Raw genomic sequence first — 12,435 nt, 5'->3', positions numbered from 1 at the left:
CAGCGTTAGATTAGAACTTGTGGCTTAGAGCAACAGTAATTGCTGTTGTAGCCGCGTTACCAATAGCTGTGTCGGCATTTTTACCAGAGCGCGCACCTTCTGCAAGCATCGCGTATTCTGCTGCTAAGGTAGTTTTCTTACCAAGTGCATAGTTAACACCAACACCGATGTTCATTGCAGAATCGTCGCCGTTTGCATCTGCTACATCATAGGTAATCATGGCAATTTTAGCTTTAGGCTGTAATGCACCCATTTTATATGCCGCACCTAAAGTCATAGAGTTACCAACGTCTTTTTCTGCGTTATACATGAAAGAGGCTAAAAGACCTGCTTCATTGTACTGAACAGTTGCACGAGTTACTGCATAATCACCACCCAAGGCTGTCGTTTGACCAGCTGCAGCAAAGATGCCAGACTTCTTAGATCCGTAAGTCACGTTCATTGATGTGCCGTTTGTTAAGGCTTGATCATCACCAGCACTAGCAAGGTTATCTTGACCAGATGCTGCAACTGCAAATTTAATGCCACCAAAATCTGGAGACATATAAGCAAGAACTTCGTCTAGACGATCTTCACCTTCAAAACCACCGTTGAAAGTTGAGCGGTTGTTACCAGTGTAAGCAGCATTAGCGAATGCATCAGAAGGTTGGATCATACGTAAAGGCGTGTCATGGCGACCCATAACAACCGTACCGAAACCACCTGCAACACCAACATACGAATTACGTGAAGCCATGTTGCTACCACTTACAGTTGGGTCAACAGTAAATTCAAACTTATAAACGGCTTTTAGACCGTTACCTAGGTCTTCAGAGCCTTTAACACCAACACGTGAGTTACGGCTATCCATGTTTTGGCCGCTTGTGCCACCATCTACAGATGCGATATCGATGCCAACGTTAGCTTGACCGTATACGGTTGGAGCTTCAGCCATAGCAACAGGGGCTGCAACGGCAGATGCGATAGCGATAGCTAGAATATTCTTTTTCATGCTGTCTTCCTAATTAGTTAGTTATTGAGTTTTAGTTTTAAAACTGTCCGCTTTAGAGCGAACTTGGAAGCTACTCTACTGTATAAATTTTAGAGCGTGCAACTATGTGTGATTTAAAAACCACAAAAACCAATGTTGTTGTTTTTTTACAACATCGGCTTTGGACGGGCCTTAAACGCATGTGATGTTTTTTAAAGCAAAATAGCGGTGGGTTTAGCTTGATGGGGTTGGTGGATAATATGTTGATTTGGTAGGAGGTTTTTTAAGTCGGTTAGGTTATCTAGGTCGCTGTCGGCTTGAATATCGTTGAGCAGGATCGCGGCGAGTTTGAGGCCGCGTTGTTGAATCGCCTCGACCGTTAAAAGGGCATGGTTAATGCAGCCTAGTCGATTGCCGACTACTAAGATGATGGGAAGTTGGAGTTGCGCGGCTAAATCCGCATTTAAGGCGTTATCACACAAGGGCGATAAAAACCCGCCTGCGCCTTCGACCAATAAAAACTGAGAAGCGGGGGCTTGGCAGGTTTGTTTTAGATCTTCTAGACCAATCGTTTGATTGGCTTGGCGAATCGCGCGGGCCGGTGAAATAGGGGCTTCAAATTGATAAGGGCAAATGGTTTGTAGCGAATCATGGGTTTGGCTGGCTTGTTGAAGGCGGTAGGCGTCTACACTGAGCAATGAGCCGTCCGGTTGTTTAATACAACCGGAGGCAATCGGTTTGCGGGGCGCGACCGTGTGACCTTGCTGAATCAGTCCCATCGCTATACAGCAGGCGATGTGGCTTTTGCCAATTTCGGTGTCGGTGCCGGTAATAAAATAACCACCAGGCCTGGTTGTATTAGACATAACTTGCTAGTTGGGTTTGTTAATTTTCAGTTAAGCGCGCTTTGGCTTCTTGGTATTTTTCGAGGGTTTTATTCACCACTTCAGTGGGCAGTTCTGGGCCGGGGGCGGTTTTATTCCAATCTAGGGTTTCTAGATAATCCCGAATATATTGTTTGTCGAAACTAGGCGGATTTTGGCCTGGCGAGTAACTAGAAGCCGGCCAGAAACGTGAGCTGTCAGGCGTGAGGGCTTCGTCGATTAAATAAATGTTTCCATTATGATCTTCGCCAAATTCAAATTTGGTGTCGGCAATAATAATGCCACGCTCAAGCGCAAACTCAGCGGCTTGTTTATAAAGTTGTAAACTAAAGTCGCGCACTTGGTTGGCTTTGGTTTCGCCAATCAGTTGACTCATCTCGTCGAAGCTAATGTTAACGTCGTGATCGCCCACTTCGGCTTTGCTTGATGGCGTAAAGATGGGCTCAGGTAGTTGTTGGGCTTGCACCAGGCCTGGTGGTAAGGCGATGCCGCACACACTTTGGTGTTGTTTGTATTCTTGCCAGCCGGAACCGACTAAATAGCCGCGCACGATCGCTTCGACCGGCAGGGGTTTGAATTTGCGCACAATCACCCCGCGCCCATCGAGCTGTTGGAGTTCGTCGGGTGTTAGGTAATCGGCCAGCATTAAGTCGTTGGCGATATGGTTGGGGAGAATGTTTTGGGTGCGTTTGAACCAAAACTGGGCGGTTTCGCTCAGAATGCGTCCTTTGCCCGGAATGGGTGTGGGTAAAATCACATCAAACGCGGAGACGCGGTCAGTGGTGACAATGAGTAGATGCTCAGTGTCTAGGTCGTAAATATCGCGCACTTTCCCACGGTTAAGCAGTTTTAAACTGGTCAGGTTGGATTCATACAACGCATTCATGACAAGTTCTCCGATTCATCTTCAATCTTTTTGGTTTTATTTTCGATCTTTTTAGGCATGGCGGCCCATCTTGGGCCGACGCGGTCTTCGGATGGGAATTTGAGCGAGCCAAAACGCAATACTAAGATAGAGGCCGCAACCAGTACAATGGTTAAGCCCACAGCGAGCATTTCATATTCGGTGAGATCTTTCATTTCTAGAATTAAGTAACGCGCCATCGCAATAATCGCAATATATAAAGGTAAGCGGATCGGTAATTTACCCGAGTCGAGGTAAATAGCTACCATGGCTAAGACTTCTAAGTAAAGAAATAATAAGAGCAAGTCGCCAAGTGTTACCTGGCCTTGGGTGATCATGAACTTCACTTCGGTGTAACCCGCAAAAATGGTGGCGAGGGCGATGATCGTTAGGCCGATGATTTCAAAAATACCGATACCACGGCGGATAATGCTGGTGGTACGTGTGTGTTGAATTTCCATTTTGAACCTCTTAAGTTTATGGGGCTTTTGGCCGCATTATATTGTTTTTGGCAAAGCTTGAGGTGAAATTTATTCGGATGCTGGTAAAATGCTTCGAATTCAATTTTATTAAAGATGAGGAAATGTTATGGCTAAGCAAGCAAATTGGATCGCACCGTCTATTTTATCAGCGGATTTTGCACAGTTGGGCAAAGATGTAAAAGATGTATTGGCTGCGGGTGCGGACGTGGTGCACTTTGATGTAATGGATAACCACTATGTGCCGAACTTAACGATTGGCCCGTTGGTGTGTGAATCGTTAAAGAAGTTTATGGTGCGCGAAGATATTAAAGCCCCGATTGATGTGCATTTAATGGTGAAGCCGGTCGATCGTTTGATTGGCGATTTCGCCAGCGCGGGCGCAGACATTATTACCTTCCACCCAGAAGCGTCTGAGCATATCGACCGTACATTGCAATTAATCAAAGCAGAAGGTTGTAAAGCAGGCCTGGTGTTTAACCCGGGTACGCCTTTAAGTTATTTGGATCATGTGATGGATAAGATTGACATGATTTTGATTATGTCGGTTAACCCTGGTTTTGGTGGTCAAGCGTTTATTCCGCGTGCATTAGACAAGTTGCGTGAAGCTCGCAAGTTAATTGATGCGAGTGGTCAAGAGATCCGTTTAGAAATTGACGGTGGCGTAAAAGCTGAAAACATCGCTGAAGTCGCGGCCGCAGGTTGTGATACGTTTGTATCAGGTTCCGGTATTTTCGGTAAAGAAAACGCGAGTGACGCCAACCGTTACGACAGCATTATTAAGCAAATGCGTGAAGAATTGGCTAAGGCTTAATAGCAAACCACTGAGCCCCAGAAGCGCGAAGGTTTTTGAGAGGCATTTAATTAAATGTTTTCTTCGTGCTTGCGTGGCTTTGGGTAATAACAAGAGAGTTTAAATGACACAGAAAATAAAGCCGGGATTTGTTCTATTGGATTTGGACGGTACGTTAATTGATAGCGTGCCGGACTTGGCTTATTGCGTTGACGAAATGATGAAGCAGCTCGATATGCCGGTGCGTGGTGAAAATGCGGTGCGTGACTGGGTCGGGAATGGTGTGGAACGTTTAGTACGTCGCGCCTTAATCAATGCGGTCGATGGTGAGCCGGATGAGGCCTTGTTTGAAAAGGCCTATCCGATTTTCTTGGCGTTATATAAAGACAATACCTCAAAACGCAGTTGTGTTTATGATGGTGTGAAACAAGGTATTGAGTGGATGCTGGCGAACGGTTACCGTTTAAGTTGTGTGACGAATAAAGCCGAGGCCTTTACGATCCCGTTGTTAAAAGATAAGGGCTTGTTTGACTACTTTGAGTTTATCGTGAGTGGTGATACTTGCGAACAGAAGAAGCCTCATCCCATGCCATTGTTGCATGCGGCCAAGTTGATGAATGTTTCTCCCGAAAACGCGTTGATGTTGGGCGATTCTAAAAGTGATGTAAAAGCGGCGCGTGCAGCGGGCTTTCACATTTTTTGTATGACATACGGTTATAACCACGGTGAAGACATTCGCGATTACGAGCCGGATGTGGTGATGGATTCGATGGTCGAATTAGCGAATTACTTAGAGGCGAAATAATCGGTATGAGCGCACAAACCCAATCCCATTTTGATGATCTCGCCAAACAGGGCTATAGCCATGCGCCGGTGATGCGCACCTTGTTGGCGGATTTTGAAACACCTTTGTCGGTTTACTATAAATTGGCAAATGCCCCATATTCTTATTTATTTGAATCGGTGCAGGGCGGGGATAAATGGGGGCGTTATTCGATTATTGGTTTGCCTTCGGATACGCATATTCGGGTGGACGGTCAACAAGTGCGAGTGTTGCGCGCAGGTGAAGTGGTTGAACATCAAGTGGCGGCAGATCCTTTGGCTTGGTTAGAAGCTTATCAAGCCCAGTTTAAAGTGCTAGACAGTGCGGAACTACCCAAGTTTTGCGGTGGTTTAGTGGGCTACTTTGGTTATGACACGGTACGTTATGTCGAGCCTCGTTTAGCTCAAAGCCAACCAGCGCGCGATGAAATTGGCACGCCTGACATTTTGTTAATGGTATCGCGTGAATTGGTGGTGTTTGATAATTTGAGTGGCCAAGTGCATGTGATTATTCAGGCCGACTTGTCCAAACCTAACGCGTTTAAACAAGCACAGATGCGCATTGATGAGCTGGAGCAGCAGTTAGGTCAGTCATTTGAAAAACCGGATAGTTTTGCGGCGGATAGCCAAGTGGATGAAGCCGATTTCAAATCTAGTTTTGGTGAGCAGGCGTTCAAAGACGCGGTGGATAAGGTAAAAGAATACATCTTATCGGGTGATGCCATGCAGGTGGTGTTGTCTCAACAGATGTCGATTGAGTTTAAACAGTCGTCGTTGGACTTGTATCGGGCTTTGCGTTATTTAAATCCATCACCTTATATGTTCTATTTAAATCTCGACGATTTTCAAATTGTGGGTTCTTCACCGGAAATTTTGGTGCGCTTGGAAGACGATTTAGTCACAGTACGCCCAATAGCCGGTACACGTCGGCGTGGTACAGATGTCGAGAAGGATCGTGCACTTGAACAAGATTTATTAAATGATCCGAAAGAAGTCGCCGAACATTTGATGTTGATTGATTTAGGGCGTAATGATGTTGGCCGCATTGCCGAAGTCGGTAGCGTCAAGCTCACTGAGAAAATGATTGTCGAGCGTTATTCGCATGTGATGCATATTGTGTCGAATGTGGATGGCACGTTGAAGCCTGGCTTGTCACCGCTTGAAGTTTTGCGCGCCACATTCCCAGCGGGTACGGTGTCGGGGGCTCCTAAAATTCGTGCAATGCAAATTATTGATGAACTTGAGCCGGTCAAACGTGGGGTATATGCTGGTGCAGTCGGTTATTTAGGCTGGCATGGCAATATGGATACGGCGATCGCGATTCGTACGGCGGTAGTTAAGAATGACCGTTTGTATGTGCAGGCCGGTGCGGGCATTGTCGCCGATTCGGTGCCGCAAAGTGAGTGGGACGAAACCATGAACAAGGGCCGTGCCGTGTTTCGTGCCGCTGAATTTGTCAGTCAAGGTTTACGCACTGACAATCCTTCCTCTTCACACCGATAACTATAGGTAGAAGTTTTATGTTGCTGATGATTGATAACTACGATTCGTTTACCTATAACCTGGTGCAATACTTTGGTGAGTTGGGTCAAGAGGTGTTGGTGCATCGTAATGATCAAATTTCGATTGAACAGGTTGAAACCCTAAAGCCAGATTACTTAGTGATTTCTCCCGGCCCTTGTACGCCCAATGAAGCGGGTATCTCGGTGGCGGCGATTAAGCATTTCGCAGGCAAAGTGCCGATTTTAGGTGTGTGTTTAGGTCATCAAGCGATTGGCCAGGCGTTTGGCGGCCAGATTATTCGTGCTAAACAGGTGATGCATGGTAAAACCTCACCGGTTTATCATCACAATGCTGGCGTATTTAGCGACTTGCCCAACCCAGTTGAAACCACGCGCTATCATTCGTTGGTGATTGAGCAGGCAAGTTTGCCGGATTGTTTAGAGGTGACCGCTTGGACGCAAGATGAGCAAGGCGAAATGGATGAAATTATGGGGGTGCGTCATAAATCATTAATGATTGAAGGCGTACAATTCCACCCAGAATCGATTTTGACTGAGCAAGGACATCAAATGTTACAGAATTTTTTAAATCAAGCACGGGGTGAGCTATGACACTTTCGGAAGCTCTAACTCGGTTATTAAAACGTGAAAACTTGAATGGTTCCGAAATGCAGTCGGTGATGCAAACCTTGATGTCCGGCGAGGCGACCGATGCGCAAATTGGTGGCTTGTTGATGGCGTTGCGCATGAAGGGCGAAACCATTGAAGAGATAGCCGCCGCCGCCCAAGTAATGCGAAATTTATCGACTCGTGTGGAGTTAGATGACCGTAGTCATTTGGTTGATACCTGCGGCACCGGCGGCGATGGCGCGAACATTTTTAATGTTTCCACGGCGACCGCATTTGTCGCTTCTGCCGCGGGTGCGCGCGTAGCAAAACACGGCAACCGTTCGGTATCAAGCAAGTCCGGTAGTGCCGATGTGTTAGAAGCAGCTGGTGTAAATTTAAACTTAAGTGTGAATCAGGTGGCGGCTTGCGTCGAACAGGTTGGGGTAGGCTTTATGTTTGCGCCAGCACATCATGGCGCAATGAAGCATGTGGTAGCCGCACGTAAAGAATTGGGTGTGCGTACGATTTTTAACGTGCTAGGTCCGCTTACCAATCCAGCGCAAGCGCCTTATCAAGTCTTGGGTGTGTATGATCGCGATTTGTTAGTGCCATTTGCCGAAGTGTTAAAGCAGTTGGGCTCGGAGCACGTCATGGTAGTGCATGCGGAAGATGGCTTGGATGAGATTTCAGTGACTTGTCCAACGCATGTGGCTGAGCTTAAAAACGGCCAGATTCGGGAGTGGACGATTGATCCTCAAGAATATGACATGGATCATGTCAGTTTAGAAGGCCTGGCGGTAGACTCGGCGCAACAAAGTTTGAATATTATTCGGGCGGCGTTTAACAATTCAGACGGCGCGGCGAAAGATATTATTTGTTTAAATGCGGGGGCGGCCTTGTATGTAGCCGGCATTTCAAACAGTTTTGCTGAAGGTGTATTGCTTGCTCGTGGCGCGATTGCACAAGGCCTGGCACAGCAAAAACTTGATCAATTTATACAATTTACACAGGCCATTTAATGAGCAGACCGACCATTTTAAACAAGATTATTGAACGTAAATTTGCTGAAATCAGCGCACAATGGCCAAGCGTCAGTTTAGATCAAATGAAAGACCTTGCCGTACAAGCCGATGCACCGCGTGGTTTTGTTAAGGCAATGCAAGCTAAGCTGGCAACAGGACAACCTGCGGTCATTGCCGAAATTAAAAAGGCATCACCCAGTAAAGGTTTATTGCGTGACCCATTTGACCCGGTGACGATTGCTAAAAGTTATGAAAAGCACGGTGCCGCTTGTTTATCAATTTTGACTGATGTCGATTTTTTTCAGGGTTCGCGTGAGTATTTAGAGCAAGCGCGTGCCGCGGTGTCCTTACCAGTGATACGCAAAGATTTTATGGTGGAGCCTTATCAGGTTTACGAAGCTCGTGCGATGGGGGCGGATTGTGTTTTGCTAATCGTCGCCGCCCTGGATAACGAAAAAATGGCCGAGCTCGCTGAGCTGGCGCAGAGTTTGGGTATGGATGTATTAATTGAAGTACATGATGCTGAAGAACTGGAGCGTGCACTTAAAATTGATTTGCCGATGATTGGAATTAATAACCGCGATTTACATAACTTCGAAGTCAGCTTGCAGACCACGTTGGATTTATTGGATGTCATCCCACAAGATCGGATTGTCGTTACCGAAAGTGGTATTTTCACACCACAGGATGTGCAGTTAATGCGCGATCATAAGGTGAATAGCTTTTTGATCGGCGAAGCCTTCATGCGCGCGCATGATCCGGGTGAAGCTTTAGCTAACTTATTTAAATAATTAGAACAACAACCAGGCCTGGTGGTTTGAATTTTCAAGCACCAGGCCTGGTTGTTTTGGTTAGAACAAGGAGTGCTGATAATGGATAAAGTCGCAAGCGTAAAATGGTTGGATAATATGAGTTTTGTCGGGCAAACCGAATCCGGTCATGCTGTCGTCATGGATGGCCCTCCCGCCATTGGTGGTCATAACCTTGGACCGCGCCCAATGGAGATGGTGTTGTTAGGTTTAGGTGGTTGCACAGCGGTGGATGTCATTATGATGTTGCAGAAAGGTAAGCAAGATGTAAGGGATTGTCGCATTGAAGTCAGTGCCGAGCGTGCTGAAACCGTACCCAAAGTTTATACCAAAATTCATGTGCAATATATTGTCGAAGGCAAAGGTTTGGCGGAAGCGAAAGTGGCACGTGCGGTGAGTTTATCGTCTGAAAAGTATTGTTCGGTATCGAAAATGCTCGAAGCCTCTGTCGAAATGACGCATGGTTTTGAAATTGTTGAAGTGGATTAAATCGCCGCTTGCAATTTTTAATTTTGTGGGCATAATCGCCTCTCTTTTTTTTTAAATTTAACACAGGAAGGTGGGCCATACATGCCTGAAAATATTCTAAAAACCGGTAACGAGCATTTTGAGATCATTGAAAAAACCACCGTGATTGAGTCAGATTGGCCGACCCATGATCAAGCTGTGGAAGATTTAACCCAAGATCATTTTATTGTGCGTGACGGTAAGGAATATGCAGGTACCCATCTGATTATCGACCTGTGGGGCGCAAAACGTTTAGATGAGTTGGAGCTAATGGAAAGCACATTACGCTCGGCCGTTGAAGCGGCGGGGGCGACTTTGTTGCATATCCATTTGCATCACTTTACCCCAAATGGCGGCATTTCTGGTGTGGCGGTGTTAGCCGAGTCACACATTAGTGTGCACAGTTGGCCAGAGCGTGATTTTGCCGCATTTGATGTGTTTATGTGTGGTGATGCCCAGCCTGAAAAAGCGATTGATGTTCTCAAACAGGCGTTTTCGCCCACCCAAGTGAATGTTGATACCATTTTGCGTGGTGAAGTTTAAGTGACTCAAGCCAAGCCGCGTTATCTCGAAACCCTGCACCAGGCCTGGGGTCAATCCTTTGTGATGGACGAGGTGTTGTTTGAAGCCAAAACCGAACATCAGCATTTAGTGATTTTTCAGAATGCGCAATGGGGGCGGGTGATGGCGTTAGACGGCATGATTCAAACCACCGAGCGTGATGAATTTATTTATCACGAGATGTTGACACATGTTCCGATGTTTACGCATCCAGAACCCAAGTCAGTATTGATTATCGGCGGCGGTGATGGCGGGATTTTACGTGAGGTATTAAAACACTCAAGTGTCACAAGTGTGACTCAGGTAGAGATCGATGCTCAAGTGGTTGAGATGTGTAAAACCTACTTCCCTAAGCATTCGGATGGCGCGTTTGACGATGCACGTTTGAATCTGGTGATCGGTGATGGCGTGGCGTTTGTTAACGACACTGATTTGTCGTTTGATGTGATTATTTCCGATTCCACCGATCCGGTCGGGCCGGGCGAAGTGTTATTTACTTCACGTTTTTACACAGGCATTAAGCGCTGTTTAAATTCGGGTGGCGTGTTTGTGGCACAAAATGGTGTGAGCTTTTTGCAAACTGATGAAGTATTAACGTCTGAACAACGCTTGTCACCCTTGTTTGAAAAGGTCGGATTTTATAGTGCGGCGGTGCCGACTTATGTGGGCGGAATTATGACTTTTGCTTGGGCTTCTCAGGATTTAAAACCAAACGGACTCGATTTGAATTCGCTACAAGCCCGCTATCAGCAAGCAGGTTTTAAAACTCGCTATTATAATCCAGGCTTGCACCAGGCCTGCTTTGCTTTGCCGCAATACTTATTAGATGCGCTTTAGATTATTGTTATACAAACTGATCGCTTAAGGTCGCCTCGCCAGATGGTTGGGTAGATAGTACGTGCGATACCGCGTTGCTAATCCCTTGGCTTAAAGCCTGTAAATTGTCGGCTGAAATATTATAAGCCGGCATGGTATAAACCAGGCGACCAAAGGGTCTTAACCACACGCCGTTTTCAATTGCAGCTTGTTGGATCGCGTAACTTAAATCATCGCGTGTTAATTCGATCACCCCAATACCCCCTAACACTCGTATATCTCTGACTTCTTGGTAATGCTTCAAGGGTTCGAAAGCTTGGGTTAAGTGTGTGCTGATTAGCTTGACTTGGTTTTGCCAATCCTGGCTTAACAGTAGCTCCAAGCTGGCGAGTGCGATGCGGCAGGCGAGCGGGTTGCCCATAAAGGTTGGGCCATGCATCAAAAGTCCGGGGTTTTGTTGGCTAATGGTGTCACTTATCTCCTGTGTACAAAGCATGGCGGCCAATGTCATATAGCCGCCAGTTAGAGCTTTGCCAATACACATAATATCTGGCGAAATGTGAGCCCACTCACATGCAAATAATTTGCCAGTACGGCCGAACCCTGTGGCAATTTCATCTGCAATTAACAATACCTCATATTGATCGCACAATTCACGCGCACGTTTGATGTATTCTGGGCGATAAAACCGCATACCTCCGGCACCTTGAACCAATGGTTCCAAAATAAAAGCCGCGAGTTCTGTGTGATGTTGCTCAAATAAAGATTCGAGTGCTTGAATGTCGTGATTGTCTTCAACCACCAGGCCTGGTTGTGGAGCTGGCGCAAAGTAGTTGGGCATAAGGTTGTTACTGAATAGATGATGCATGCCTTCAATCGGGTCGCACACCGACATGGCGCCAAACGTGTCACCGTGATAAGCGTGTTGCAAAGCCAGGAATCGATTCTTCTCAGGGCGCTGTTTACTTTTCCAGTATTGCAATGCGACTTTAAGCGCAACTTCGACTGACACTGAGCCGGAATCTGCAAAGAATATTTTTTCTAAACCAGCCGGGCTAATCTCAATTAATTTTCTTGCCAACTGGATGGCTGGCTGGTGAGTGAAGCCACCAAACATAATGTGAGATAAGGTTTGAATTTGATCAATTGCGGCCTGGTTAATGGCCGGATGATTATAGCCATGAATACTCGACCACCAAGACGACATAGCATCAAGCAGTTTGCGGCCATCTTGAAGTGTAATCAGGCTACCTTCTGCAGAAGCGACCTCAAGTTGCAAATGACTGGAAGGTAGTTTGTTATAAGGATGCCAAATATGTTGTTGATCAAAATTCGATGATTGCATAGCCCGTCTTGTTAAGTCTGAAAACCGTAAAGAATCGCATACCGATGTTAGAAAATCAAATAAGGTGGGTTTGTATTACGTAACGAAATGTAAGTTTAATGTTTAAATCTGGTTGACAGGCTCTTTTTTATCGGTAAAATACGCCGCACATTTGGAGGGTTTCCCGAGCGGCCAAAGGGGGCAGACTGTAAATCTGCTGGCTCAGCCTTCGGTGGTTCGAATCCACCACCCTCCACCAAATTCGCGGGTGTCGTATAGTGGTTATTACCTCGGCCTTCCAAGCCGATGACGTGAGTTCGATTCTCATCACCCGCTCCATTGTCTAATGCTCTCATAGCTCAGTCGGTAGAGCGCTTCCATGGTAAGGAAGAGGTCTCCAGTTCGATTCTGGATGAGAGCTCCATTTTACGGC

General features: G+C 46.4%; 14 protein-coding genes and 3 tRNA genes. 12 read left to right on the top strand and 5 right to left on the bottom strand.

Going from position 1 to position 12,435, the window contains the following annotated elements:
- Positions 1-10: 10 nt before the first annotated feature.
- The 4 genes from N746_RS0109905 to N746_RS0109890 all read right to left on the bottom strand — a co-directional run bounded on the left by N746_RS0109905 (position 11) and on the right by N746_RS0109890 (position 3,219).
- Positions 11-991 carry a porin gene (locus N746_RS0109905; RefSeq protein ID WP_029936197.1) on the bottom strand — a complete coding sequence of 327 codons (981 nt, stop codon included), beginning with the start codon at positions 989-991 and terminating at the stop codon, positions 11-13.
- 191 nt (positions 992-1,182) lie between these two features.
- The gene (gene bioD, locus N746_RS0109900; RefSeq protein ID WP_029936195.1) at positions 1,183-1,836 is read right to left on the bottom strand and encodes a dethiobiotin synthase; all 654 of its coding nucleotides are present in this window, start codon (positions 1,834-1,836) and stop codon (positions 1,183-1,185) included.
- A gap of 19 nt (positions 1,837-1,855) precedes the next feature.
- The gene (locus N746_RS0109895) at positions 1,856-2,740 is read right to left on the bottom strand and encodes a phosphoribosylaminoimidazolesuccinocarboxamide synthase (protein WP_029936193.1); all 885 of its coding nucleotides are present in this window, start codon (positions 2,738-2,740) and stop codon (positions 1,856-1,858) included.
- Positions 2,737-3,219, bottom strand: coding sequence for a phosphate-starvation-inducible protein PsiE (locus N746_RS0109890; protein ID WP_051678621.1), 483 nt, complete (start codon positions 3,217-3,219; stop codon positions 2,737-2,739). The genes N746_RS0109895 and N746_RS0109890 overlap by 4 nt, the downstream gene beginning before the upstream one ends.
- Before the next feature lie 127 nt (positions 3,220-3,346).
- On the opposite strand from N746_RS0109890, the gene rpe reads away from it, so the two are divergent.
- The 9 genes from rpe to speE all read left to right on the top strand — a co-directional run bounded on the left by rpe (position 3,347) and on the right by speE (position 10,699).
- Entirely contained in the window at positions 3,347-4,051 is a 705-nt protein-coding gene (gene rpe, locus N746_RS0109885) for a ribulose-phosphate 3-epimerase (RefSeq protein ID WP_029936190.1), read from the top strand.
- A gap of 103 nt (positions 4,052-4,154) precedes the next feature.
- Positions 4,155-4,835 (top strand): phosphoglycolate phosphatase, encoded by a 681-nt coding sequence (locus tag N746_RS0109880; protein ID WP_029936188.1) that lies wholly within the window; start codon positions 4,155-4,157, stop codon positions 4,833-4,835.
- Between the two features lie 5 nt (positions 4,836-4,840).
- Positions 4,841-6,355, top strand: a complete 1,515-nt coding sequence (gene trpE, locus N746_RS0109875; RefSeq protein WP_029936187.1) for an anthranilate synthase component I — start codon at positions 4,841-4,843, stop codon at positions 6,353-6,355.
- A 17-nt stretch (positions 6,356-6,372) separates the two neighbouring features.
- On the top strand, positions 6,373-6,966 hold the full coding sequence (locus N746_RS0109870) for an anthranilate synthase component II (RefSeq protein ID WP_029936186.1): 594 nt from the start codon (positions 6,373-6,375) through the stop codon (positions 6,964-6,966).
- The gene (trpD, locus tag N746_RS0109865) at positions 6,963-7,982 is read left to right on the top strand and encodes an anthranilate phosphoribosyltransferase (RefSeq protein ID WP_029936184.1); all 1,020 of its coding nucleotides are present in this window, start codon (positions 6,963-6,965) and stop codon (positions 7,980-7,982) included. Before N746_RS0109870 ends, trpD begins: the two co-directional genes overlap by 4 nt.
- Positions 7,982-8,776, top strand: a complete 795-nt coding sequence (gene trpC, locus N746_RS0109860) for an indole-3-glycerol phosphate synthase TrpC (protein WP_029936182.1) — start codon at positions 7,982-7,984, stop codon at positions 8,774-8,776. Before trpD ends, trpC begins: the two co-directional genes overlap by 1 nt.
- A gap of 81 nt (positions 8,777-8,857) precedes the next feature.
- Positions 8,858-9,283: an OsmC family protein gene (locus N746_RS0109855; RefSeq protein ID WP_029936180.1), complete on the top strand. Its 426-nt coding sequence runs from the start codon at positions 8,858-8,860 to the stop codon at positions 9,281-9,283.
- Between the two features lie 81 nt (positions 9,284-9,364).
- The gene (speD, locus tag N746_RS0109850; protein ID WP_029936178.1) at positions 9,365-9,844 is read left to right on the top strand and encodes an adenosylmethionine decarboxylase; all 480 of its coding nucleotides are present in this window, start codon (positions 9,365-9,367) and stop codon (positions 9,842-9,844) included.
- Positions 9,845-10,699: a polyamine aminopropyltransferase gene (speE, locus tag N746_RS0109845; protein ID WP_029936176.1), complete on the top strand. Its 855-nt coding sequence runs from the start codon at positions 9,845-9,847 to the stop codon at positions 10,697-10,699.
- Between the two features lie 7 nt (positions 10,700-10,706).
- Here the strand turns inward: speE and bioA are convergent, their stop codons facing one another.
- Entirely contained in the window at positions 10,707-12,023 is a 1,317-nt protein-coding gene (gene bioA, locus N746_RS0109840) for an adenosylmethionine--8-amino-7-oxononanoate transaminase (protein WP_051678620.1), read from the bottom strand.
- Positions 12,024-12,176: 153 nt separating this feature from the next.
- On the opposite strand from bioA, the gene N746_RS0109835 reads away from it, so the two are divergent.
- The 3 genes from N746_RS0109835 to N746_RS0109825 all read left to right on the top strand — a co-directional run bounded on the left by N746_RS0109835 (position 12,177) and on the right by N746_RS0109825 (position 12,426).
- Positions 12,177-12,261, top strand: a tRNA-Tyr gene (locus N746_RS0109835).
- A 5-nt stretch (positions 12,262-12,266) separates the two neighbouring features.
- Positions 12,267-12,341 (top strand) — tRNA-Gly (locus tag N746_RS0109830).
- 9 nt (positions 12,342-12,350) lie between these two features.
- Positions 12,351-12,426: transfer RNA gene (locus N746_RS0109825), tRNA-Thr, on the top strand.
- Positions 12,427-12,435 lie beyond the last annotated feature (9 nt).

The sequence above is a fragment of the Thiomicrospira pelophila DSM 1534 genome (genome assembly GCF_000711195.1).
Taxonomy (GTDB): domain Bacteria; phylum Pseudomonadota; class Gammaproteobacteria; order Thiomicrospirales; family Thiomicrospiraceae; genus Thiomicrospira; species Thiomicrospira pelophila.
Note: the sequence above shows the minus strand (reverse complement) of the source record. Positions and strands in the feature narration are given on the sequence as shown.